This window comes from Clostridium muellerianum (assembly GCF_012926525.1).
GTDB classification, from domain to species: Bacteria; Bacillota; Clostridia; order Clostridiales; family Clostridiaceae; genus Clostridium_AM; species Clostridium_AM muellerianum.
Window position 1 is genome coordinate 99,817 of the sequence record NZ_JABBNI010000012.1, and the last position, 24,384, is coordinate 124,200.

Genomic DNA, 24,384 nt, shown 5'->3' on the forward strand with positions numbered 1-24,384 from the left:
CAAAGTAATAATGATTTATTATTTAATAAAACAAAATGATAATTATATATCCACAAAGTCAGAATTCTATAAACAGTTAGGACAACCTAAAGATGATACTCAATTACAAGATTGGTTTAAAAAATATGGAACAGATGATTTAAGTGTACTAACTAAAAGACAAGATAAGAATACTGACTTAGGAATAGATAGAGGCAATATTGGTAGTGGTAAATATTTTTCTATTGATTTTCCTAATGATTTTTTAAGTATAAGCAGGGTGGAGTAATATGGAAGAGATAATAACAACAAAATATTTAATACAAGATAAAAGTAACATTTTATATACCTTAAATAAAACTAATATAATACAATCTTCTTCTCAAATACTAGATGAAAATAATTTTAAAAATAATGGATTTAATGATGTGGCAATAATTACAAAGAATTTATTGATAAATAAATTTGGAGATTTAAAAGATGTTAAACTACTTGCCTATACTGATAATTCAGAAAAGAAAGATTGCAGGATGATTTATAATTGCAATGAGTATAAACCAATTGATTTGTTGGAAAGTGAATTTGAAATTATGATGTTAAAAGATAAAATATAATAATATCATGAAGCTTAACCATGGACTAGAGATAGTCTTTTTTATTTATTTTATACTTTTAAATATTAAAATACTATATGAACATAATGGAGAACGTATACATTATATATGTAAACATAAATAATAGAAAGGAAGTCATAACTTTGAAAAATGCAGCTAAAAACATATTTAATAAAATGAAATTCTTAGAAACAAATAATAGTGAGAATAGAGTAAATATGATTGAAAATAAAATAACATTTCAAGATGCATGGGTGGCTTGGGAAAATGGAGAAAAGTTTCCTGTAGCTTTTTTTGGGGATAGTACTTATGATGGATACAATACTACTGGATGGATTGGTAATTCTATAGGTACAGATCATGAACCACCTAATGTTTTTACTACTTATCTTCAGGATTTAATAAGAAAACATACCAATTCTAAAATTGCACGTATATATAATGCTGGATTTAGTGGACAAATAGCCCAATGGGGATATAAAAACATAGATGCTATATTTAGTGGCATATATTCAGATGTAAAGATGGTTGGTATAGGATTTGGTATCAATGATAGAATTGGAAAGGTTTCTACAAAGGACTATAAAGAAAAGTTTAGAGGGGATATAGAGAATATAATAAAATGGTGTTATTCAAAAGACATACAGCCATTTTTATTAACTACTCAAGCAACTATAGAACCAGGAACTATAGATTACAATTTATATCCATATCGTACTAGTGAAAATATAAACTCTGTGGCTAATAGAGTAAAAAAAGAACTTGCTAAAAAATATGGTATAGATTTGATAGACTTAAATTATTATACAGAAAAATTTTTAGCTAACAATAAGTTATATAAACTAAAGGATATAATACCTGATAATCTTCATTTTATTGATTCAGGACATAAATTTGAAAGTGAAGTTATATTTGCTCATTTTTGTCCAAGGGTTATTATGATAAATAATGATAAACCTTTAATATTAGATTTTAGTTCTCAAAATATTAAGAGCAGTATACCAAGTGATAAAATATCCTATGAAAATAATTTGTTAAATTTATGGTATAACAATTACAATTTTAAAAGTTATGCTTATTATGATAAAGGAAATAAACATAATATATTAGCACAAGATTTTATAATATTTAATATGGAAAATGACATGAATGTATATACGGTACAAATTAATTCTGGTAAAGATCATGAAACGAATTTATGTTTGAGCGATGAGAAAAAACCTTATGTAGTAATAAATGATAAGAAATTAGTTTTACAAGACACATTCAAGCAGTATTATTTTGAAGAAGCTCTTATGTATAGATTAATTAAAAAATATAGTTTGAAGTTTGGACTTAATACAATGCAATTATATACAGGAAATAACAATAAAGTTTCAGCAGTAGGATTTTATATTAAAAAAGAAGTACCAAATTGTAGTTCTAAAATATCTTTTATTCAGAAACTAGATGGGGTTGAGAGTAAAAATAGTGTAATTCCATATAGTTATAAAAATTATTTTAACAATAATGTTTTATTTAAGTTAAAATTAGATACCAATATAGAAGATTACAAAGATTTAATAATACCTATTTTTGATACTGTAAATAGTGGGATATTTTTAAATTTAAAGGATACTGTTTTAGAATTATGCACATACAAAAGAGAAAAACTAGAAATTGATAATATTGAAGATTATATGGAAATAGCATCAGTAGATATAGGTGTAAGTTCCAAAAGTATTGTAGAAACAGGTATTTATATAGAAATTAGTGAAATGAGTATTAAAGTTTTTATGGATATAAAGGAAGAACCTATAATAGATTATTATACTAACGGAAAAATATTAGGATCAGGAACATTTGCAAATTTTGTTAAAGTACCAGAGGCAGATGGCAATGATTATGCTATTGTTTATATTGATGTATTGTGTAATTTATAATAGATAATTATTAAAAAGTCATTTAAAAACAAAATACAAATATAATATATTAGGCATCTGAAAGAAAATAACAGGTCCAATATGCGACAAATATTTTGGGTAAGACAAGGATACAGGTTCCGCAGAAGCTTAAGCTATCTAAGGGTTCTGTGGACGTAGTAAGTATTACAAAAAATAGAATAGCATATGGACTTGTTATTTTTTTGAAGATGCCTTATTTGCAGGAGACGTAATATGGAAAATGAAGTATTTAAGCTTGCACTGCAGCAGGGATTATGGGCAGCACTTTTTGTAGCACTGCTATTTTTTGTATTAAAAGAAAATTCAAAGAGAGAAGAGAAGTACCAAGACATTATATCAAAACTTACAGATAAGTTTGAATGTATAGAAAAAGGACTAAATGGTATTAAGGAAGACATTAAAGAAGTTAAAGACAAGATATTTAAATAGGAGATGAATTTATGATAATAACTTATGATTTTGGACATGGGATAGGTGAAGACAGAGGGGCGGAAGGGTACAGGAATGAGGAATATGATTGCAGACAATATGGTGTTTTAGTAATTGAAAAATTGCAGAGTTTAGGACATACTTGTTATGATTGTACACCATCAGCAAGCCCTGCATTATCTTTAGGTCAGAGTCTTGCCTATAGAGTTAATAAGGCTAATTCTATAGGTTCATCCATTCATTTAAGTTTTCATGTAAACGCTTATGAAACAGATAAAGCTAATGGTTGTGAAGTTGAATATATAAGTGATTCGGGAAAATTCTATGCAGATAGAATATGTAGTGAGATCTCTAATGCTTTAGGTTTTAGAAATAGAGGAAGCCAATTAAGAAGCGGACTATATGTGCTTAAATATACCAATATGACTTCTATATTAATAGAACCTTTTTTTTGTGATACAAAGAGTGATTGTGATAAATATGATCCAGAAAAGTTGGCAACAGCTATAGTAAAAGGAATTACTGGACAAACAGTATCAAGTCAAACACAAATTACAGTGGCAGCACCAGTAAAAATTCAAACAGTATCAAAGTATCCGGAAACTATTCCTGAGGGAGTATTCCAAGTACCAGGAACTAAAGCATATATTGAACCACGTACTGATGGAGGAATTGGTATACATTTAGATAGAGGAAACTATTTTGTTATGAAAAAAGGTGAGATTTCAGTTTGTTGGAATGACAATAATGGACATGGTGGAAGTAAAAGAATATCTGGTTAGTGGAGAGCTTTGTCAGAAATCTTTTCTAAATTCTCATTTTATCAATTAAAGGATAAGATGAGAACTTTACTTTTTATATGGGAATTTTCTATTTTTGAGCAAAAAGTATACCACCAAGCCTTGTAAAAAAATGATTTTTAGGTTTGAGAAAATATTACAAGTAAAAAATTGTAGGTGGGGTTAATGGGAAAAAAGGCATCCCAGGAGACACTTATGTTCATGAAGTTAATAAAATACCTATTTTTTAAATTATTAAAAATACAGGAGGAAAATGACATGTTAGGAAATGAAGTAGCAAGTATAATCTCACAGGGAGTAATAAGTATTTTAGGAGCTTTAGCTTCTTATGGCATAGCGGTAGGAGTTACTTATCTCAAAAAGAAAAGGCAGGTTCTTATAAAACAATTAGGTATAGATAAATATGATGAGAATTATAAAATTGCTAAAGATATTTATTATATAGTAGAGCAGCAATTTAAATTTATAGGGCAGGCAGGAGAGCAAAAGAGAAAAGAATTTGATAAGCTGTTAATTCAAAAAATACCAGGGATATCTCAAGAAGAATTAGATCACTTTAGAGAATCCATTTGTGGAAGGGTAAATAGTGAAATTAAAGATGCAGAACTTTTAGCTCCTGCATTTGATGAAACTAAAGATGTTGAAGATGTATTGAGTATTAATAAGTTACAAGAAAATGTTATAGCTACTGAAGTAAATACTGTTCAAACACCAGTATAATATCATTTGTATTAGGTTTAACTAATTTGATTGTTTTACCTTCACAAGTGATATTTTTTCATTAAGTAAATTATAATACAGCTAGCTAAGCTATTGTTATCACTAACTAAATATATAGTAAATATTAAAGATAAAGAGCCTTATGCTATTTAATAACATAAGACTCCTTAATTCCTTTGTAGACCTTAAAAGTTTTAAGAAAGAGCTAATTCATCACTTATAAAATCTTCACACTTCTTATTGTTGAACAAATCCAAAAGTTTAGTTATAGTTAGAGATTTCTTTTCTTCACCACTTATATCTAAAATTATTTCTCCACCGTGAAGCATTATCAGTCTATTTCCTATATCTATAGCGTGATTTAAATTATGTGTTATCATAAGGGTGGTTATATTTTTTTCAGCTACAGTTTTTTTAGTTAATTCTATTATATTTTCAGATGTTTTTGGATCTAAGGCTGCAGTGTGCTCATCTAATAATAATAAATCAGGATTCGATATGGTGGATATAAGCAGAGATAAAGCCTGCCTTTGACCACCAGATAATAAGCCAACCTTTGTATTTAGGTTATTTTCAAGCCCTAAAGAAAGATTAGATAATATCTCTTTAAAAAAAACTATATTTTTTTTGGAAACACCAGAGCTTAGTCCAAATTTTTTACCTTTATTATAAGCCATGGACAAATTTTCTAATATGGTCATAGAAGGAGAAGTACCTAAAGCAGGATTCTGAAATACCCTGCCAATAAATTTTGTCCTTTTATGTTCAGGAAGATTAGAAATATCCATTCCATTTAAATTAATAGAACCACCATCTGGTAATAGTGAACCAGATACCAAATTTAAAAGTGAGGATTTACCAGCTCCATTACTTCCTACAATAGTAATAAAATCTCCCTTATTTATATGAAAGTTTAAATTTTTAAATACTGTTTTTTCATTTACTGTATCTTTATTGAAAACTTTTTGCAGATTTTTTATTTGAAGCAATTTTTACACCTCCTGAAGTAAAGCTTTTTAAAGCTTTAAAGCCTAAATTTAACTTTTTGCCATTTAAAGATAAAGCCATAATAACAATTATGCAGGTTATAAGCTTTAAATCTGTTGGAGGTAAGCCTAACTTTAAAGCAAGAGATAAACTAGTTTTGTATAATATTGATCCTAAAATTGCAGTGGTTGTTGGGAGTAAAAAGTGAGCTTTTTTAAAAACAGATTCTCCAAGTATAACTGAAGCCAAACCCATTACTATAATTCCAGTGCCCATACCTACATCAGAAAATCTCTGATATTGAGCCATCATAGAACCTGATACTGCAACTAAACCGTTTGAAAGCATAAGACCTACTATTTTAATAGTTCCTATGTCAATGCCTAAAGAAGTCACCATTTGAGGGTTGTCCCCTGTGGCTTTTAATACAAAACCAAGTTTAGTTTTTAAAAATAAATCTAATGCAATTTTAGTTAAAATAGCAAATATAAAAATTATAATTACTGGAGAAATGCTGCTAGAAAAAATAGTACTTTGTGCGAATAATGGAATATTCGCTTTACCCATTATTCTTAAATTTATAGAATAAAGACCTATCATCACTAAAATACCTGAAAGCAGGTTAGTTATTTTAAGTTTAACATGAAGAAGTCCAGTAACTCCTCCTGCCAAGCAACCTACTATAAAAGCTAAAATTAAGGACATAAAAGGATTTATACCTTTTAGTAGGGAGGTGGCAGTAACTGCCGCCCCTAAAGCAAAGGTTCCGTCCACTGATAGATCTGGAAAATCCAATATTTTATAAGTTATATAAACTCCAATAGCCATTATTGAGAATATAAAACCTTGTTCTAATATATTTATAATGAACCCATCCATTACTTAGCACCACCTTTAACTATTTCTGCTTTTGATTTTAAATCATCTGGGATAGTGATACCAAGTTTTTGAGCGGTATTTTCATTTATTGTAAGTTTTGTTTCCTTTAAAGTTTGTACAGGCATATCAGCAGTTTTTTTACCATTTATAATATCTACCGCCATAAGTCCTGTTTGGAAACCAAGTTTGTAGTAATCTATACCTTCAGTGGCAAGAGCTCCAGCTTCTACATGAGCTTTTTCAGCACCTATTATAGGTATTTTCTTTTCAATACATTTTGAACTTATAATGGACATAGATGATGCCACTAAGTTATCTGTTGGTGTATATAAAACATCAACTTTAGAAAGTAAAGTGCTTAAAGCTTGAGCTATTTCATTAGAACTAGTAATTCCCACAGGAACTATTTCTAAATTCATTTTTCCAGCTTGCTCTTTAGCAAGTTTTACTTGAAATTCTGAATTTGCTTCACTGGTATTATATAATACACCTATTTTTTTACAGTTAGGTGATAATTTTTTTATCAATTCAAATTGTTTGTCCATAGGTAACGCATCACTGGTACCTGTAACATTTGTACCTGGCTTATCCATAGATTTTGTAAGTCCAGATTTAACGGGATCAGTTACAGCAGTTATAAGTATAGGAATATCCTTTGTACTATTATAAGCTGCTTGAGCTGCAGGGGTTGCTATTGCCAGTATTAAATCTTTTTTGTTTGAAACGAAATTGCTTGCGATGGTTTGAGCTGTTGGTATATCACCTTGTGCGTTTTGAAAATCTATTTTGATTTTATCTCCATCCTTGTATCCTTTAGAACTAAGAGCATCTATAAAGCCCTTACGAGTTGAGTCTAAAGCTGGATGTTCTACAAGTTGACTTATTCCAATGTTTACCACCTTGTTAGATTTGTTTTCATTTTGGCTATTGTTTGAAGAGCATCCTGTAAAAACAGAGATACCTAGAAATAGTGCGCAAGTTGCACACAATAATTTTTTCGCTACCATACTACCATCCTCCTAAAATATTAAGTTATAAAAATAAAAGCTATTTTAAATTTAAAGATAGCTTAATTAATCTTAAATTCTACTATGCTACTACCATACTACTTAATGCTACAAAACATACTGTTTATAATACACATTTAGGTTTTAATTTGCTACAAATATTTTTAGAAAAATTCATTCTAAAAACTAAAATAAGATACGTTAGAAACAATAATATAGTAAATCATATTAAATGTCAATAAATAATGTGAAATTCCTAATATTCTCATTTAATGATAAAAATAATAAGTGACTAGATGAAAAATTTCAATTAGCCATATGAAAGAAAATAACAAGTCAAAGATATGGTGAATATTTTATGTCACACAATAAAGTAGATTAAACTGATATAGCATAATTTAAAATAAACTAATAGTTGACTGGTTATTTTGGAATATGTTTTAATAGATATCGGGTATAGAACGATGGGCAAGGCCTATAGTAACTTCATTTAAATGAAGAAGACCTATACTTAAAAATATACATACACTTAAATGCTCACCAGATCTAGCTATACCTATTTTTCCACCTACGTTTAATCCGGTAGCTTTAGGTGCAAGTTCGCATAAAGCATCTTTAGTAGCACCAGCCACAGCTCCATCATGTACATGACAATCTTTTATAAGTCCACTTCTTTTTGAAGCTACTAGAGCTCTTTCAATAACCTTTGTAGTAAATTTAGAAAAGTCACCACCAATATCTACTGCAGTAACTAACATTCCTTTACTCTTATAGGCTTCTATAAGTTTATCTTCATTTTCTCTTGAGGATATTGCCATTTTTATAGAGGCTTTTGCTACAATTGTACTTTTGTGATCCATGAATATATCATCCTCCTTTTAAGTTAATTAAGTTTCACAAAATAAACCAAAATACGAAAATCAATTTACTAATTTTCATATGAAGTATATCATAATTATGGAAAAAAGTATAGAACAAAGAGGTGTTGTTTTCATTAAAGAAAGAGATTAGGGATGTACAGATTTTAGCAAAAAACACGATACTTTATAGTCAAGGTAAGTTTAACCAGTAAATTATGAGGATTTTAAAGTCAGAAGGCATAAGCAACTTTTGACTTTTAATTAATAAAAAGTTTAGGAGGCAAAAAATTGGAACAAAATACTAATGAACAAGAGACAGTTAACACTAAAAAGGAAAATGGAAAAAAGATCATATCCAGGATTTTATCAATTGCTTTGATTTTAATAGGAACTTTAATGTTATACCCTACAGTTACTCAGCGAAGAGAAGGTTCTAATAATAACTTTATGATATTTATTCATAATGCTATTATAGTTTATTTATTAACCCTAGTGGTATATGTTATAAGAAATAAAATATTTTTTAAAGGTAAGAAAAAGGTTGGATTACTTACATTTTCTTCTATACTTCTCTTTATTTCATTGTGTAATTTTACAAATGCCGTAAAGGAAAACTCTAAAGAATTAGCAGCAGGGAAATATATAATGGCATTATGTGAAAGTAAAGTAAATGATAATCCTATATTATTGAAAAATAAAGAAAAAGATGATTATGGTAAGCTGAATTCTTTGGTTGCAATTGTAAAGGAAGAGGCTAATAAAAGTTATTCTATTAGTAAAACTTTCAATAGTGAGCTTAAGGAAAATACTTCAAAAAATCATATTATTTCTAATAATGTTTTAAGAAGTGAAGATAAAATTAAAGAATTTAGAAATAGTTTAAGTGAATTAAATAAGGCGCTTGCTAAATATGAATCTGATATAAATAGTAACAAAGTAAATTTTGATAAAAAGATGTCGGAGTTTAAAAGTGAAAATACTATATTTGAAAAAAATCTGATAAATGAATTTAATTTTTGGAGAAAAGAAAAATATGATAAGAGTATAAAAGATATTAATGAAAAGAAAGTACTAAGAGAAAAAATGGACAAATATCTTGAATTCATGGAATCAAAACAGGGGAGTTATAAAATTGTTAATAATAAGATAATGTTTGGAAATCAAAGTGATGTAGATAAATGCAATGAGCTTATAGAAGGGGTAAAGAAAGCAGGTAGCAGTTGGTGATTTTTGTATAAATAGCACTTATTTAGAAAATATTTTGAATAATAGAATAAAATATTTACCAAAATATATAGACATACTTATCCAAATTTTGTATAATTATAATTAAAGTAGCAGAGTAAATATTGTGCATCAAGTGTTAGAGAATGGGAGGTTGTCTCTAAACGAAAAGCATACAAGCTTATGATACAATATTGCTTCCACTGTTACATTAAAGGGATTTTGTATTTTTATACCTCTTTTCTCTTTAATGTGACACGCATTAAAGAGAAAAGAGGTGTTGTGCTTAAAAGAATAAAACGTATACATTTCATTAATATTTGTATAGGAGAAAGTAAAATGAAAAGTAAAATGAATACAAAGTTTCTTGTAACAACAGCTTTATGTATTAGTATAGCGGTAGTTTTGAGGTCATTTTCTATAATGATTACTGCTGGTGGTGTTCTTACTATGAGGATAAGCTTCGGTGCAATTTTTTATGTACTTCCCGGTTTGCTTTTTGGTCCGCTGTATGGGGCAATAGCAGGCGGCATGGTGGATATATTAGGAACAATTGTAATGCCTATGGGAGCATATATACCAGTATTCACTTTAACTAATATTTTAGCAGGTTTTTTACCAGCTGTAATTTGGAAGAAAATAAGAAATATTCCAATAGAAAATTTGAAAAAATATTATGTTATTTTCTTTAGTTTACTAACTTTAGTGGGAGTCTTTAACACTATAGTAATTCTAACTATGCATAATTCTTATTTGGGAAAAATGCTTATGCTTATGGGTAAGAAAGCTCAGTATGTTGGTGTTGGACTTATATTAAGTGGAGTTATAGGATTTACTCTTCTTATAATAAATAATATAATAAATAAACATAATAATAATAATTATAGTTATGTTTATAATAATTTCTTTAAATTAGTTATTTCTGTAGGTATATCTGGAGTTATAGTATCCACTATAAATACCTATTTTATATTGATGTTTACACCAGCTCTTGCAGCTAAAGGGTTTATGATATTATGGATTCCGAGAATAGTAGAGACATTAATTATGACTATTATAAATTCTTATGCCATATCCGTACTTATGTACTCTTACAGTGCTTTTGAAGGCAGAGTGCCTAAAAAAATATAATGTATATGAAAGAAATAACCTGTAAATATATTGTTTATCAGATGGATGGTTGCTGTAATGTTCCGAGTTTTATTAAAGTGTGATATAACGGTAGCTGCTTCTATAGGTAATTCATCTTACTTAGTGGGAGAAAGAAATTTCCACTAAATAAGATTTATTGATTCTGTATATTTTACCTGTTATTTCTTTTTTTAATATGAATGGTTTTATATTAAATTGAAATTTAGAATTAAAGTCGTTGTAAATTAAGGAGGAACTAAATTGAAAAAAGCTTTTGTTGTTGATTTTGATGGAACTATAACAGTACAGGATGTAGGTTTTTCTATAATAAAGGAACTGGCAAATGAAGGCTGGAAGGAAGTAGGAGACTTGTGGGTAGATAAAAAAATAGGAACAGAAAAGTGCGGCAAAATGCAGTGGGATTTAATTAAATATGATGATAATTACATAAAAGACTTTGTTAAAAAGTTTGATATAAATAAAGGATTTATTGAATTCATAGAAGAAATGAAGAAAAATTCTTACGAGATGGTTATAGCTTCTGATGGATATGATGTTTATATAAGTGAAATATTAAAAAGATATGGGCTTGAAAATCTAAAAGTTATTTGTAATAGTGCAAAATATAATGAAGGATGGAAATTATCTTTTTTAAATTCATCAAAAGAATGTGCATTTTGTGGAAACTGTAAGAGGGATATAGTAGATGATTTTAAAAGTAAGGGTTATAAAGTTTATTATATTGGTGATGGACATTCAGACATATGTGCATCTAAAAATGCAGATGTAATTTTTGCAAAGTCATTTTTAAAAGAATATTGTGAGAAAGAAAAAATATCTTATTATAATTTTAATAATTTTTTTGATATAATGAAATATATATAAATTCATAATTTATATATTAGCAGCCACATTGACATAATTTGAAAAATAATGTACAATTTTAATTGTAAAATTAAATAATAAAGTGTTAGGTTTATAATGTTAATTAAAAGGGAAAGTGGTGAAAATCCACTACAGCCCCCGCTACTGTATACGGCGACAAATTCTAAATCCACTGGGTACTATTTTTTACCTGGGAAGGAAGAAGGCGGAAGACCCGTGAGTCAGGAGACCTGCCTACATACTATTTGCTGCAATCTTTCGGAGGGAAAGAAAATTTTATAAAAACTGTTATTTTATATATTATTACAACTTAATTATAATAGTTGATCTATTTGATATAACGGTGTGAGTGCTTTCAGAGTTGATTATAGGAACTTCCAAAAGAAGTTCCTTTTATTTTTGAAACAACAGAATTTTATTAAGATTTATCAGCATTATTAGCATTAACATAGCCATTATTATTTTAAATATTATAGTTATCTATAGAATAAGAGGGGTGTAATCATGTCAAAAAAGTACCAAATTTCTTTAGGAATTTTTATTGCAATGTTATGTATCCCTAAAAATGTATTTGCAATGCATATTATGGAAGGGTTTCTTCCGCCAAAGTGGTGTATTGCCTGGGGAGTTATATGTATACCTTTTGTAGTAGTTGGACTATTTTCCATAAAGGAAAAAATAAAATTGAATCCTAAAACCAAGATGTTAATAGCTATGGCAGGAGCTTTTGCTTTTGTACTTTCTGCTTTAAAAATACCATCAGTGACAGGAAGTTGTTCACATCCAACAGGAGTAGGTCTTGGAGCTATACTTTTTGGACCTACGGTTATGAGTGTTTTAGGTCTTATAGTTCTTATTTTCCAAGCTTTGCTTCTCGCACATGGAGGATTAACAACTTTAGGGGCTAATACATTTTCTATGGCAGTAGTTGGACCATTAGTATCATATTTTTTGTACAAGTTGTTAAAAAAATTAAATGTATCGCATTCTATAGCAGTATTTTCTGCAGCAATGATGGGAGATTTAATGACTTATGTTACAACTGCTATTCAACTTGGATTAGCATTTCCAGATGTGTCAGGTGGAATTACAGCGTCTGTAATAAAGTTTATGGGCATATTTGCTGTAACACAAATTCCATTAGCAATAAGTGAAGGAATATTAACAGTGATAGTTTTTAATATTTTAAATAATTATAATAAAGAAGAACTTATAGAATTAAATGTTATAGCAAAGGAGGCTTAGATATATGAATATACGAACTAAAAACAATAGTTTATTAAAAAAGAATATGATATTAGCCTTTTTAGTAATAGTAATTGCTGTAATTCCTTTGTTATTCTTAAAAAATGCTGAATTTGCAGGGTCTGATGATCAAGCAGAAAAAGCAATTACACAAATTAAACCAAATTATAAACAGTGGGCTTCACCAATTTGGCAACCACCAAGTAGTGAAATAGAAAGCCTTTTATTTGCACTACAGGCTGCTATTGGTTCAGGGGTTGTATGTTATTATTTAGGATATTTGAAAGGTAAGTCTAAAAAGGGTGGAAGTGGCAAAAAATGATTTCTATAGATAAATTAGCTTATATATCTGAGCTTAGAAAAGCGAATCCTATGGAAAAGTTTATATTTTCTATTTTAACTATGATATTATGTATATCTCTAAATAACATAGTGTATTCCATATTAGTAATATTATTTATGGCTGCTGTAACTGTTTTTAAAGGGAAAATACCAGCTAAATCTTATGGGGAATTGATTTTGATTCCTTTAGTTTTCTTAGTTATTGGAATCGTTACAATAGCAATAAATACTGTTGGAAATAGTAGAGAAGTAATATTTAGTTTTTCTATATTTAGTGTTAAACTTGGCTGTACAAAGGAAAGTATTTTTATGGCTTCAAAAATATTTTTTAAAGCACTGGCTTCGGTTTCGTGTTTATACTTTTTAGCATTAACAACTCCTGTGTTTGAAATTTTAACTGTGCTTAGAAAACTCAAAGCGCCTAAGTTATTTGTAGAACTAATGGGACTTGTATACAGGTTTATTTTTGTACTTTTAGATACAGCTAATATGATTTTTATATCACAAAATTCAAGGCTTGGATATTCAAGAATTAATACAGCATATAGTTCTTTGGGAAAATTGGTTACTTCATTGTTTATAAGTTCATATAAAAGATCACAGGATATTTATACTGCAATGGAATCTAGATGCTATGACGGAGAAATAAATTTAATAGAAGATAAGTTTAAGATTTCATATAAAAACATATTTATTATAGTAATTATAGAAGCAATATTAGTAGCTATAAGTCTAAGTAAGAACATTTTTGGAGGCGTCATTTAATGAGAGAATACATACTCGAAACAAAAGATTTAAGCTTTAAATATCCAGATGGTACTAAAGCTTTAAAAAGTGTAAATATAAAAATAGAAAAAGGAAAAAAGATATCTTTTATTGGTGTAAACGGTTCAGGGAAATCTACATTGTTTCTAAATTTTAATGGGGTATTAAAGCCAAGTGGTGGGAGTCTAATATATAAAGGTAATGCCGTAAAATATAATCAAAAATCTTTATTAGAACTAAGAAAAAATATAGGAATAGTGTTTCAAGATCCTGAAAATCAACTTTTTTCTGCTAGTGTGTATCAGGAGGTTTCTTTTGGAGCTATGAATTTAAAACTTGAAGAAACTGAAGTTAGAAGAAGAGTTGATGAAGCTCTAAAAAATATAGGTATGTATGATTATAGAGAAAAGGCTGTACATTTTTTAAGTTATGGACAAAAGAAAAGAGTGTCAATTGCCGATATACTTGTTATGAATCCTGAAGTAATAGTGTTTGATGAACCTACTTCAAGTCTTGATCCAAAACACTCCAGTCAAATTATTGATATATTTGATGATATTAATGAAAAAGGGATTACTGTAATACTTTCAACTCATGATGTGGAAATTGCTTATTCCTGGTCAGATTATATTTTTGTTATGAAGGATGGAGAAATAGTTAAGGAAGGTACTCCTTACGAAATTTTCTCAGATGATAAACTTATAAATGAGTGTTATCTTCAAAAGCCTTTGATTCTTGAGACTTTTGAAAATTTAATTAAAAGTGGAAAAGTAAAATCTACAGAGACTATACCAAGAAATAAACAAGAACTTTTTCAACTAATAAATGCTTAGTGCTGTAGCACTAAGCATTTTTTAGTTTTTAGCGTGTTAAAATATTTACTACCTACAGTAATTTTTTACTAACAATATTCTATTTATATTTTCAAATTTTTTACCAATGCATAAGTAAATTTCAAATTTCGAGTTTAAATGCCATTAAAATATAGAAAAATTCTTCAAATTTTGATAAGATGTTTATATAAGATTAAAATTATTTGCATTTAATGTAAACTGGAGTTGTTTATTATAAAACGAGGAGAATTTTATGAAAATTAGTAAGTTAGTTATTCGTAGGGTGATTTTTTTTATTATATTATTAGCTGTAGGATGTGCACTTACGTTAACTTTTATTAATAAAAATAGAGAAGTGTTAAATAAAAAGCCTATAGCTAGAGACGGAATATTGGATTTAAGAAACTGGGATTTTAAAAAACAGGGAGTAGTTAAACTAGATGGGCAGTGGGAATTTTATTATGATCAACTGCTGACACCTGAGAATTTTAAGAATAAGAAAGATGCAAAAAAAACAGGGTTAATTAATATTCCAGGAAGTTTTAAAAATTATAACTATAAAAATAAAAAATTAATGCCTCAGGGGTATGCAACTTATAGGCTAAAAGTACTTGTTAATAATAAAGAGCAGTTATATGCTGTAAAAACGGAATTTATACAAACAGCGCATAAGATCTGGATTAATGATAATGCAGTTATAGAATGTGGCAAAGTAGGTAAATTTAAAAATGAAGCTAACCCAAAGCTTGCTGTAAATTTAGGTGCTTTTTATAACAGCACAAATGAATTTGAAATATTACTTCAAAGCAGTAATTTTCAGTACGGTGTGCCGCAAATTGACAGTATTTTACTTGGCAGTGAATCACAACTTAGTGAAAATAGAGCCGAAAAGGTAGGCTTTGATTTATTTTTATTTGGAACCACTTTAGTAGCTGGCTTGTATAATTTTATTTTATTTATGAGAAGAAAAAAAGACAAAGCACCTTTATATTTTGCCATAGTATGTGCTTTAATTTGTCTCAGAACTATGTTGGTAGGTCAAAGACTTATTTATTGGGTATTTCCTAATATGAATTATGTTATTAATGTAAAGTTGCTTTTATGGACTTTCTTTTTGTATATACCAGCACTTATAATTTTTATGAGTAGTTTTTATACTGAACTAATAAGTAGAAAAGTGCTTAAATTTTCAAATGCTTTAGGTATATTGTATTTATTCATTATATTAATAACACCTCCTATATATTATGTTAATTTAATATTACCTATTGAAATAATATCAGATTTTCTTATTTTATATGTTATAAGTAAAATGATTTATATGGATATCATTAAAAAATGTAATTATGAAGTTATAGTTATTGCTATGGTTATTCTTCTTGGAACTAGAATTAATGATATTTTATATGAATATTCGGTAATCAATACAGGATCATATGCACCAATAGGTATTCTTATTTTTATTCTTGCTCAATTTTATGCGTCATCTGATAAATTTTCACTTGTTTTTTCAAAAGTAGAAGAAATGACGGATAAGCTTAAAGCAGTTGATAAACTGAAGGATGATTTTTTAGCAACTACCTCACATGAATTAAAGACACCATTAAATGGAATTGTAGGACTCTCCCAAAGTCTTATAGATTGTAATTTAAAGAAGCTGGATAATGACCAAAAAGAAACTTTAATTTTAATTAAGGAGAGCGCTAAACGTTTATCCAATCTAGTGAATGATATATTAGATTTTTCTAAGCTTAAAAACGATGATATAGATTTAAAAATGAAACCTGTAGATATAAAACAACTTATAAGTATGGTTACAAAGTCTTTTAAATCATTTATGGACAATACAACAGTTAAAATATTAAATACAATTGAAGAAGATATTCCTTATGTGTATGGTGATGAAAATAGAATTCAGCAAATTTTATACAATTTAATAGGTAATGCAGTAAAATTTACAAATGAAGGTGAAATAGAAATATATGCTTTTAGTAACAATGATTATATTTTTGTTGTTATTAAAGATACAGGAATAGGAATAGATAAGCAGGATTTTTTCAGTATTTTTGACCCTTACATTCAAAGTGATGGTATAAATAAAAAGTACGGAGGTGCTGGATTAGGATTATATGTAACTAAGAGGTTAGTTCAGCTTCACGGTGGTGAAATAAAAGTGGAGTCTACGTTGGGAGGAGGCAGTAAATTTACTTTTAGTTTACCTAAAATATATATGAATATAAAAGAACAAAATGAAATAACTTCCTTTATAGATAAAAAAGAAAGTTATAATTATGAGGAAAATTATAATCATAAAGAAGATTATAATGAAAAGTTAGAACAATATAAGAGTAATGGAAAAATTCTTATTGTAGATGATGAAAGTATAAATATAAAAGTATTAAAACATTTTTTATCAGATGAAAAGTATGTTGTTATTACTGCTGCGAATGGTAAAGAGGCACTTAATATAGCTTATAATGATAAAGAAATAGATCTTATAATTTTGGATATAATGCTTCCAGATATGATTGGATGGGAAATATGTAGTATGCTAAGGGAAAAGTATTCTTTACTGGAGCTTCCTATTTTAATTGCGACTTCAGATAATCGTACAGAAAGTTTAGTATTGTCGTTTAAAAATGGGGCTAACGATTATTTAAGGAAGCCTTTTGAAAAATCTGAGCTTTTAGCTAGAGTAAAAACCTTAATAGATTTAAAACATTTAGTTAACGAGGTACTTAACCTTCAGGGCCAAGTGGCAAGTACTACAAAACAGGTTGAAGAATTAAATGAAGACTTTGAAGAAAATAAAAAAATGCTTTTTGAAGCATTGGAAAATGATAAAGTAAGAACAGAATTTTTTGCTAATATGTCTCATGAATTAAGAACTCCATTAAATGTTATATGGAGTACCATACAGTTAATTCAATCTATAAACACAAGTAGGTTAAATAAAAAATATGATATAGATAAGTATCTTAATATTATGAGTCAAAACACTTTAAGGCTTTTGAGACTAATAAATAATTTAATCGATACTACAAAGGTAGAGGGAGGATATTTATCTCTTCAATTTACCAATGGAAACATAATAAGTGTAATAGAAGAAATAACTTTATCTGCTGCAAGCTACATTGAAGCGCAGGGAATAGAATTAGTTTTTGATACAGAAGTTGAGGAAAAGTATATATCCTTTGATGAGGACAAAATTGAAAGAATTGTACTTAATTTACTTTCTAATGCTATTAAATTTACAGGAAAAGGTGGAAGTATATTTGTAAATGTTTATGATTTAGGAGATAAAATCAAGCTTTTGGTTAAAGATACAGGTATAGGAATTCCTGAAGACAGGTTGGATAGCATTTTTGATAGATTTTCACAGGTGGATACATCTCTATCAAAAAAACGGGAAGGCAGTGGAATAGGATTAGCTTTAGTAAAATCATTGGTTGAAGTGATGAAAGGAAAAATATATGTTAGAAGTGTTTTAGGCGAAGGTAGTGAGTTTATTGTTGAACTTCCAGCGGTTGTATCCAAAAAAGATGATAATACTTATACAGAAGGTCAAGAAACTAAAGAATTTTCTAAATATGTAGAAAGAATTAAAATCGAGTTTTCAGATATATATGATAGGTAAGTTTTAAAATGTGTTTATAGAAAAAACGCTTTACAGTTATTGTAGAGCGTTTTTTATTTGACATCTATACACTGTATTTTAAGAATATAGTTTTATTGTTAGGAAAAACTATGATTAAGAAAGTATTTAGAAGATGTGAGAAATTAAAGGGGTAATAGGTTATGAGAATACTTGTGGTAGAGGATGATAAATTAATTTTACAATCTATAAATAGTAGTTTAAAGAATTATTATACTATAGACAGTACTTCAGATGGTGAAGAGGGATTGTATATGGCTGAGCAAAATATATATGATACTATAATTCTGGATATAATGCTTCCACATTTAAGTGGAGACAAAATACTTAAAACTATTAGGGAAGAAGGCATAAATACACCAGTAATGTTTCTTACTGCAAAGGATTCTTTGGAAGATAAAATAAAAGGTTTCAAAATGGGAGCAGATGATTATATTGTTAAGCCTTTTTATATAGAAGAATTAAGAATTAGAATAGAAGCATTGCTTAGAAGATCCGGAGCACTTGTATATGAAAATGTATTAAAATGCGGAGAGTTAGAACTAAATACAAAGTCTAGAGAACTACTTATAAAAGGAGAAAAGATAGAGATTAAGTCCAAATTATTTGATATTTTAGAATACTTGGTTAATAACAAAGGTGCTATTCTCACAAAAGAACAACTATTTGATAGAATATGGGGATTTGAATCAGATACTACCATAAATATTGTAGAAGTATATATACATAAGTTAAGAAAAATATTAGAACAATATGGCTGTCATAATTACATAAAAACTATAAGGGGAGTAGGATATATGTTTAAAATTGGCGATGAAAACAAATGTTTAAAAGATTAAAACTTAAACTTACATTAATAAATTCAGTAGTTTTTTTTATACTTTTTTTAATATTTAACATAGTTATATACTTTTATACTAAATCCAGTTTATATTCAGAGGTAGATAGGAGTTTATCTATTTCAAGAAAGATAACTGAAATGAGCCTTCAAAATAACAATGTTAATTTATCCATGCTGGATCCTAGAGTAATTTCTATAGTGCGAGATAACAAAGGAAATATTCTTTCAGATACACATATGCCCATATTTTATAAAAGCAACGAGCAATATATTAAGCCAGTAAAAATAGATCAGTTGTACGATGTTAAATTTAGAAGATTTAGCTTTAGAACAATAGCTTTTAGTGCTGAATTGAATGATAAAACAGTTATGGTACAGTTACTTAGAAATACAAATTCAGAAAAAGAGTTCATGGACAATATTTTAAAAATCATAATTTTAGGTGGAGGTATAATATTTTTAGTTTGTATATCAGCAGCAGGATTTTTAGCTCAAAGAACTATGGTACCCATAGTTAGCGCATGGCAAAAACAGAAACAGTTTGTTGAGGATGCTTCTCATGAAATGAGAACGCCTTTAACGATTATACAATCTCAATTACAATTAGTTTTTCAAAAACCTAATGATAAAATTATAGAAAATGCAAATCATTTAGGGACTGCTCTTTCTGAGACAAGAAGGTTATCTAAACTTATATATGATTTACTAACACTTGCTCGGTCTGATTCTAATGTAATAGAAATAGAGAAAAAGTCTGTGGATATAGCAAAATTAATAAAAAGGGTAGCTGAACCATATATTGAAATATCAGAAATAGAGCATAAATGTGTGAAAATGGGGGAAATGGAAAGTTTAATTTTAAATTGTGATGAAGAAAGAATACATCAACTTTTAGTAATTCTTTTAGATAATGCTTTAAAGTATACTTATGAAAAATGTAATATTGAGATAAATGTAAAAAAGAAAGATAACAAATGCAGTATCGTTGTGAAAGATGATGGTATAGGTATAAAAGAAGAGGAAAAAGAATTGATATTTGAAAGATTCTATAGAGGTGATAAAAGCAGAACAAGAGAAACAGGAGGTACAGGATTAGGTTTATCTATTGCTAAATGGATAGTATCAAAGCATGGAGGAATTATAAGAGCTGAAAAAAATCACCCTAGAGGAACAATAATTGAAGTAATAATTCCTGTTAACTAGAAGCATCTTCAGTATTAAAGAGTGTTTATAAGAGTTCAACTAACTAAAATTTCAAAAAAATATATAACGTTAAAAAGTAGATTTTTAAAACCTTATTTCCAATTTTTCGCTCACTATAGTTAAGGAAAAGTTAAGGTTGCCATGTCATAATTGATTTCATAGTAAAGCAAATTAAATTAATTATTATAGAGAGGGTAGATAATTATGAAAAAGGTAACCATTAGTATAATGTTAGTAGCAATACTAGGAATTGGAGGGGCTGGAGTATATAAAAACATTACAGCTAAAGCATCAACTGTAAGTAAAACTTCACAAGTTTCTAAGGTAAAGGCATCAGTTCAAAACATTAAAAAAACAGTTTCAGGTTCGGGTAGTGTTTTATCATCAGAAACTCAGGTTATTAAATCTGTAAGTAAAGATACTGTAGATTCTGTTTTAGTAAGTAAAAATCAGGTTGTAACTAAAGGACAGGAACTTATAACATTTCAAAATGGAAGCGATTCTATAGTAGCGCCTTTTGATGGTGTTATTAGTGATATAAGTGTAGCAGCAGGTGATAGTGTAAATTCAGCACAACAGCTTATAACAGTATTTGATAACAAAAATTTATATACTACTATATCAGTTGATGAAACGGATTTACCAAATTTAAAAATTGGTCAAAAGGCAGATATTAAAGTTAATGCTTTTCCTGATGCTAAGTTTACAGGAACCATTAAGGATATTAGTCAGCAGGGAACCTATTCTAATGGAGTGTCAAACTTTGATGTAATAATAGGATTTGATAGTATAGATAACATCAAGGTTGGAATGTCTACTGAGGCTTCAATAGTAACTGAATCTAAGGATAATGTAATAGCAGTTCCTGTAGAGGCAGTGAAGGATGCTAGAGGCGGAAAATATGTAATGATACCTAAAGATAACGGAGCAACTACATTGCAAAAGGTTGAAGTAGGTATTAGCAATGGAAGAATGGTAGAAATAACTAATGGATTAGTAGCTGGACAGGAAGTTGAAATACCACAAGTACAAACTTCCAATAGTAATTCTTCTAAGATGAAAGGTATGGGTGGTTTTCAAATGATGCAAGGGGGAGGATCAAGAAGTAATAGTAAATCCTCAAATAGCCAGGGAAGTGGAAAAAGTAGTACACAAGGAAATTAGAACTTAAGAAAAGGAGAAAACTAATGATTGAAATTAAGGATTTAAGTAAAGCTTATGTCATGGGAGATACAGAAGTAAAAGCCTTAGATAATATAAATTTAAATATAAAAGAAAATGAATTTGTTTCTATTATAGGTCCTTCAGGATCAGGAAAATCTACATTAATGAATATAGTAGGATGCTTAGATGTTTCAGACTCAGGAAATTATATCTTTGATAATATTAATATAGAAAAAGCCAGTGAAGCTGAATTAACTAGAATTAGAAATAAACAAATAGGTTTCATATTTCAAAATTTTAATCTGCTTAATAAATTAAATGCAGTGGAAAATGTAGAAGTGCCTCTTTTATATAGAGGAATTAGTGCCAAGGAATGTAGAAAACTAGCAATGGAGCAACTTGAAAAAGTAGGCCTAAAGGGAAGGGAACATCATAGACCTAATCAACTTTCAGGAGGGCAACAGCAAAGGGTAGCTATTGCAAGAGCATTGGTTGGTAAGCCAAAACTTCTTCTAGCAGATGAACCAACAGGTGCATTAGATAGCAAAACCAGTAAAGAAATTATGGAACTTATAAAAGAACTGCATAAAATGGGACAAACTATAATAATAATAACTCATGATCCAAATGTTGCTAAACAGGCAGAGAGAGTTATTACCATTGAAGATGGAAAATTGTATGCATAGGAGGGAATTTTAATGGGATTTTTTCAAACAATAAAGTTAGCTATTAAAAATATACGAAGTAATAAATTAAGATCCGCCCTTACTATGATAGGTATAATTATAGGAATTTCTTCGGTAATAGTGTTAGTAGGTATGGGGAGTGGTTCTACAAAGCAAATAACTTCTCAAGTTCAATCACTGGGTACAAATCTTATTTCAGCAAATACATCTAATAACAATGGAAGTAAACAGTTTACCCTTAATGATGTAAAGAATATAGAAGTAATACAGGGAGTAGATAAGGTAGCACCTATTATTTCTACAAGTACTACGGTTAAGGTAGATAAAAATTCACAGAATGCTTCGGTAACTGGAACTACTAGTAATTTTCTTGATATAAGAAATATGACTATTAGTGAAGGTAGATTTATTGCAGATTTAGATGTGGATTATAGAGGAAAAGTGGCTGTTTTAGGTTCAAATATTGCTACGGAGCTTTATGGATTTACAGATCCTGTAGGTAAGAGTATTGATATAAAAGGTAATACGTATGAAGTGGTAGGGGTATTGAAATCACAGGGAAGTTCTATGGGAAGTAACACTGATGATATGGTAATTGTACCATCAACTACAGCGGTAGGACTTGCAGGTACTAGAAATGTTCAAAATATTTATATTAAGGCATCAGATCAAAATAATATTGATGCTTTGACCAACGAGATAAATGGATATATTAATAACTTCTTTAAATCCACTGATACTAATAATAGAGTTATGAGCCAGAAACAATTATTGGACACTATGAGTTCAATAACTAGTACTATGACATATTTACTAGGAGGAATAGCAGCGATATCATTAGTTGTGGGTGGTATAGGAGTAATGAATGTTATGTTGGTATCAGTGTCAGAGAGGACAAAGGAGATAGGAATTAGAAAAGCTTTAGGTGGATCAAGAAAGGACATATTAATTCAATTCCTTATTGAAGCTCTAGTTTTAAGTTCCCTAGGTGGAGTAGCAGGTGTATTATTCGGATTAGCATTAGGCTGGGGGGTTACAGCTGTGGGAATGTCAATGAGTTTTTCTTTACCAGTAGTTATGGTAGCATTCTCATTTTCATTAGCAGTAGGTATTGTATTTGGTATATTCCCAGCATATAAAGCATCAAAACTTAAACCTATTGATGCATTAAGGTTTGAATAGATATAAATAGCCACAGAATTTAAAATTGAATTCTGTGGCTATTTTCTGTCTCAATTTAAAAATACAAATATCTGATATTATAAATTGCCATGGAAGCCTTTTCCATGAATTTCAGAAGCATCTTGAATAGACATAAAAGCTTCTTCATCTACAGCAGTAACTATATTTTTAAGTTCAGGCAGTTGAGAAAGTGTTACAATACAATAGAGTATTTTTTTTGTATCTTTATTATAGGCACCTTCTCCATAAAGATAAGTAACTCCTCTATGAAGTTTTATCATTATAAGCTCAGACATTATATGTTCTTTTTTTGTAATAATAAAAACAGCTTTTGATTGGTTAAAGCCCTTTACTATATTATCAAGAACCAAGGAAGTTATATACATAGCTATTAAAGTATATAAAGCACTAGGTAGTCCAAATATAAAAGCGCTAATACTTACAATAACTAAATTAATATAAAAAGAAATTCTTCCTATATTAAAATTAGTATATTTTCTTTTAAGTAGCATACAAACTATATCGAAACCTCCTGTGGAACCTCTGTGTGCAAATACTAAACCCATGCCAATTCCACTAACTACACCACCATACAAACAAAAAAGCAAACTATCATTTATATTTAGAATATTAGATATAGGTTGAGTTAGTATTAGCGAGAAAGAAAATGCTAATGTTCCCACTAAAGAAAATATAGTAAACTTTTTATCTAATTTAATTATACTCAATATGAATAGAGGGATGTTAAGCAAAATAATTACATAACCTGCTTGAATTTTAAATAAGTATTGGAATATAAGAGCTAGTCCTGTAACACCACCGCTTAAAAGTTTGGCATGAATTAAAAACATATTTATGCCAATTGCCCCTATGAAGCTCCCCAGTATGGTAAACAAAAAGTCAATGAAATCATTTTTGTTTAAAAATTTTGTAACCATTTAATAATCCCCTTTTAATTAATTATTATCCAAAAGCTATTTTCTCTAACAAGTATACTTAATTATGAAATG

General features: G+C 28.6%; 24 protein-coding genes and 2 riboswitches. Of the genes, 19 read left to right on the top strand and 5 right to left on the bottom strand.

What is annotated here, in order from left to right:
* Window positions 1–10 precede the first annotated feature (10 nt).
* The 6 genes from HBE96_RS06665 to HBE96_RS06690 all read left to right on the top strand — a co-directional run bounded on the left by HBE96_RS06665 (window position 11) and on the right by HBE96_RS06690 (window position 4,485).
* Window positions 11–268, top strand: coding sequence for a hypothetical protein (locus HBE96_RS06665; RefSeq protein WP_169296977.1), 258 nt, complete (start codon window positions 11–13; stop codon window positions 266–268).
* 1 nt (window position 269) lies between these two features.
* A complete protein-coding gene (locus tag HBE96_RS06670) occupies window positions 270–593 on the top strand; it encodes a hypothetical protein (protein ID WP_169296978.1) in 324 nt (107 codons plus the stop codon).
* 143 nt (window positions 594–736) lie between these two features.
* Window positions 737–2,515, top strand: coding sequence for an SGNH/GDSL hydrolase family protein (locus HBE96_RS06675; protein ID WP_169296979.1), 1,779 nt, complete (start codon window positions 737–739; stop codon window positions 2,513–2,515).
* Window positions 2,516–2,749: 234 nt separating this feature from the next.
* On the top strand, window positions 2,750–2,965 hold the full coding sequence (locus HBE96_RS06680; protein WP_169296980.1) for a BhlA/UviB family holin-like peptide: 216 nt from the start codon (window positions 2,750–2,752) through the stop codon (window positions 2,963–2,965).
* Between the two features lie 11 nt (window positions 2,966–2,976).
* Window positions 2,977–3,747, top strand: a complete 771-nt coding sequence (locus HBE96_RS06685) for an N-acetylmuramoyl-L-alanine amidase (RefSeq protein ID WP_169296981.1) — start codon at window positions 2,977–2,979, stop codon at window positions 3,745–3,747.
* A 276-nt stretch (window positions 3,748–4,023) separates the two neighbouring features.
* Window positions 4,024–4,485, top strand: a complete 462-nt coding sequence (locus HBE96_RS06690) for a hypothetical protein (protein ID WP_169296982.1) — start codon at window positions 4,024–4,026, stop codon at window positions 4,483–4,485.
* Window positions 4,486–4,679: 194 nt separating this feature from the next.
* Here the strand turns inward: HBE96_RS06690 and HBE96_RS06695 are convergent, their stop codons facing one another.
* The 4 genes from HBE96_RS06695 to HBE96_RS06710 form a co-directional block, all read right to left on the bottom strand.
* Window positions 4,680–5,474, bottom strand: coding sequence for an ABC transporter ATP-binding protein (locus HBE96_RS06695; protein WP_169296983.1), 795 nt, complete (start codon window positions 5,472–5,474; stop codon window positions 4,680–4,682).
* The gene (locus HBE96_RS06700; RefSeq protein ID WP_169296984.1) at window positions 5,437–6,351 is read right to left on the bottom strand and encodes an ABC transporter permease; all 915 of its coding nucleotides are present in this window, start codon (window positions 6,349–6,351) and stop codon (window positions 5,437–5,439) included. The genes HBE96_RS06695 and HBE96_RS06700 overlap by 38 nt, the downstream gene beginning before the upstream one ends.
* Window positions 6,351–7,358 carry an ABC transporter substrate-binding protein gene (locus tag HBE96_RS06705; protein WP_169296985.1) on the bottom strand — a complete coding sequence of 336 codons (1,008 nt, stop codon included), beginning with the start codon at window positions 7,356–7,358 and terminating at the stop codon, window positions 6,351–6,353. The genes HBE96_RS06700 and HBE96_RS06705 overlap by 1 nt, the downstream gene beginning before the upstream one ends.
* Before the next feature lie 440 nt (window positions 7,359–7,798).
* Complete coding sequence (locus HBE96_RS06710) at window positions 7,799–8,218, bottom strand: HutP family protein (RefSeq protein ID WP_169296986.1); 420 nt, start codon at window positions 8,216–8,218, stop codon at window positions 7,799–7,801.
* Window positions 8,219–8,506: 288 nt separating this feature from the next.
* Between HBE96_RS06710 and HBE96_RS06715 the strand changes: the two genes are divergently transcribed.
* The 13 genes from HBE96_RS06715 to HBE96_RS06775 all read left to right on the top strand — a co-directional run bounded on the left by HBE96_RS06715 (window position 8,507) and on the right by HBE96_RS06775 (window position 23,374).
* Window positions 8,507–9,445, top strand: coding sequence for a hypothetical protein (locus HBE96_RS06715; protein ID WP_169296987.1), 939 nt, complete (start codon window positions 8,507–8,509; stop codon window positions 9,443–9,445).
* 109 nt (window positions 9,446–9,554) lie between these two features.
* Window positions 9,555–9,650, top strand: a riboswitch (THF riboswitch).
* A 131-nt stretch (window positions 9,651–9,781) separates the two neighbouring features.
* Entirely contained in the window at window positions 9,782–10,573 is a 792-nt protein-coding gene (locus tag HBE96_RS06720; RefSeq protein WP_169296988.1) for a folate family ECF transporter S component, read from the top strand.
* A gap of 261 nt (window positions 10,574–10,834) precedes the next feature.
* Window positions 10,835–11,458, top strand: coding sequence for an MtnX-like HAD-IB family phosphatase (locus tag HBE96_RS06725; RefSeq protein WP_169296989.1), 624 nt, complete (start codon window positions 10,835–10,837; stop codon window positions 11,456–11,458).
* Between the two features lie 69 nt (window positions 11,459–11,527).
* Window positions 11,528–11,710: riboswitch (cobalamin riboswitch) on the top strand.
* 252 nt (window positions 11,711–11,962) lie between these two features.
* A complete protein-coding gene (locus HBE96_RS06730) occupies window positions 11,963–12,703 on the top strand; it encodes an energy-coupling factor ABC transporter permease (RefSeq protein WP_169296990.1) in 741 nt (246 codons plus the stop codon).
* A gap of 4 nt (window positions 12,704–12,707) precedes the next feature.
* Window positions 12,708–13,025: an energy-coupling factor ABC transporter substrate-binding protein gene (locus tag HBE96_RS06735; RefSeq protein ID WP_169296991.1), complete on the top strand. Its 318-nt coding sequence runs from the start codon at window positions 12,708–12,710 to the stop codon at window positions 13,023–13,025.
* Entirely contained in the window at window positions 13,022–13,810 is a 789-nt protein-coding gene (gene cbiQ / locus HBE96_RS06740; protein WP_169296992.1) for a cobalt ECF transporter T component CbiQ, read from the top strand. The genes HBE96_RS06735 and cbiQ overlap by 4 nt, the downstream gene beginning before the upstream one ends.
* A complete protein-coding gene (locus HBE96_RS06745) occupies window positions 13,810–14,643 on the top strand; it encodes an energy-coupling factor ABC transporter ATP-binding protein (RefSeq protein ID WP_169296993.1) in 834 nt (277 codons plus the stop codon). Before cbiQ ends, HBE96_RS06745 begins: the two co-directional genes overlap by 1 nt.
* 253 nt (window positions 14,644–14,896) lie before the next feature.
* Window positions 14,897–18,280: an ATP-binding protein gene (locus HBE96_RS06750; protein ID WP_169296994.1), complete on the top strand. Its 3,384-nt coding sequence runs from the start codon at window positions 14,897–14,899 to the stop codon at window positions 18,278–18,280.
* Window positions 18,281–18,441: 161 nt separating this feature from the next.
* Window positions 18,442–19,137 carry a response regulator transcription factor gene (locus tag HBE96_RS06755; protein WP_169296995.1) on the top strand — a complete coding sequence of 232 codons (696 nt, stop codon included), beginning with the start codon at window positions 18,442–18,444 and terminating at the stop codon, window positions 19,135–19,137.
* On the top strand, window positions 19,122–20,342 hold the full coding sequence (locus tag HBE96_RS06760) for a sensor histidine kinase (protein ID WP_169296996.1): 1,221 nt from the start codon (window positions 19,122–19,124) through the stop codon (window positions 20,340–20,342). The genes HBE96_RS06755 and HBE96_RS06760 overlap by 16 nt, the downstream gene beginning before the upstream one ends.
* Before the next feature lie 204 nt (window positions 20,343–20,546).
* Entirely contained in the window at window positions 20,547–21,506 is a 960-nt protein-coding gene (locus HBE96_RS06765; RefSeq protein WP_169296997.1) for an efflux RND transporter periplasmic adaptor subunit, read from the top strand.
* Between the two features lie 23 nt (window positions 21,507–21,529).
* Window positions 21,530–22,192, top strand: a complete 663-nt coding sequence (locus tag HBE96_RS06770; RefSeq protein WP_169296998.1) for an ABC transporter ATP-binding protein — start codon at window positions 21,530–21,532, stop codon at window positions 22,190–22,192.
* A gap of 12 nt (window positions 22,193–22,204) precedes the next feature.
* Window positions 22,205–23,374, top strand: a complete 1,170-nt coding sequence (locus HBE96_RS06775; RefSeq protein WP_169296999.1) for an ABC transporter permease — start codon at window positions 22,205–22,207, stop codon at window positions 23,372–23,374.
* A 77-nt stretch (window positions 23,375–23,451) separates the two neighbouring features.
* On the opposite strand, the gene HBE96_RS06780 is transcribed toward HBE96_RS06775, so the two are convergent.
* Window positions 23,452–24,312, bottom strand: a complete 861-nt coding sequence (locus HBE96_RS06780) for a YitT family protein (protein ID WP_169297000.1) — start codon at window positions 24,310–24,312, stop codon at window positions 23,452–23,454.
* Window positions 24,313–24,384 lie beyond the last annotated feature (72 nt).

Bases quoted from the DNA above. Each gene is read 5' to 3' on its own strand.
- cbiQ (WP_169296992.1), top strand. From the start codon at position 13,022: ATGATTTCTATAGATAAATTAGCTTATATATCTGAGCTTAGAAAAGCG.
- HBE96_RS06710 (WP_169296986.1), bottom strand. From the start codon at position 8,218: ATGGATCACAAAAGTACAATTGTAGCAAAAGCCTCTATAAAAATGGCA.
- HBE96_RS06735 (WP_169296991.1), top strand. From the start codon at position 12,708: ATGAATATACGAACTAAAAACAATAGTTTATTAAAAAAGAATATGATA.
- HBE96_RS06755 (WP_169296995.1), top strand. From the start codon at position 18,442: ATGAGAATACTTGTGGTAGAGGATGATAAATTAATTTTACAATCTATA.
- HBE96_RS06705 (WP_169296985.1), bottom strand. From the start codon at position 7,358: ATGGTAGCGAAAAAATTATTGTGTGCAACTTGCGCACTATTTCTAGGT.
- HBE96_RS06750 (WP_169296994.1), top strand. From the start codon at position 14,897: ATGAAAATTAGTAAGTTAGTTATTCGTAGGGTGATTTTTTTTATTATA.
- HBE96_RS06745 (WP_169296993.1), top strand. From the start codon at position 13,810: ATGAGAGAATACATACTCGAAACAAAAGATTTAAGCTTTAAATATCCA.
- HBE96_RS06690 (WP_169296982.1), top strand. From the start codon at position 4,024: ATGTTAGGAAATGAAGTAGCAAGTATAATCTCACAGGGAGTAATAAGT.
- HBE96_RS06780 (WP_169297000.1), bottom strand. From the start codon at position 24,312: ATGGTTACAAAATTTTTAAACAAAAATGATTTCATTGACTTTTTGTTT.
- HBE96_RS06720 (WP_169296988.1), top strand. From the start codon at position 9,782: ATGAAAAGTAAAATGAATACAAAGTTTCTTGTAACAACAGCTTTATGT.
- HBE96_RS06680 (WP_169296980.1), top strand. From the start codon at position 2,750: ATGGAAAATGAAGTATTTAAGCTTGCACTGCAGCAGGGATTATGGGCA.
- HBE96_RS06700 (WP_169296984.1), bottom strand. From the start codon at position 6,351: ATGGATGGGTTCATTATAAATATATTAGAACAAGGTTTTATATTCTCA.
- HBE96_RS06765 (WP_169296997.1), top strand. From the start codon at position 20,547: ATGAAAAAGGTAACCATTAGTATAATGTTAGTAGCAATACTAGGAATT.
- HBE96_RS06760 (WP_169296996.1), top strand. From the start codon at position 19,122: ATGTTTAAAAGATTAAAACTTAAACTTACATTAATAAATTCAGTAGTT.
- HBE96_RS06770 (WP_169296998.1), top strand. From the start codon at position 21,530: ATGATTGAAATTAAGGATTTAAGTAAAGCTTATGTCATGGGAGATACA.
- HBE96_RS06685 (WP_169296981.1), top strand. From the start codon at position 2,977: ATGATAATAACTTATGATTTTGGACATGGGATAGGTGAAGACAGAGGG.
- HBE96_RS06775 (WP_169296999.1), top strand. From the start codon at position 22,205: ATGGGATTTTTTCAAACAATAAAGTTAGCTATTAAAAATATACGAAGT.
- HBE96_RS06670 (WP_169296978.1), top strand. From the start codon at position 270: ATGGAAGAGATAATAACAACAAAATATTTAATACAAGATAAAAGTAAC.
- HBE96_RS06665 (WP_169296977.1), top strand. From the start codon at position 11: ATGATTTATTATTTAATAAAACAAAATGATAATTATATATCCACAAAG.
- HBE96_RS06730 (WP_169296990.1), top strand. From the start codon at position 11,963: ATGTCAAAAAAGTACCAAATTTCTTTAGGAATTTTTATTGCAATGTTA.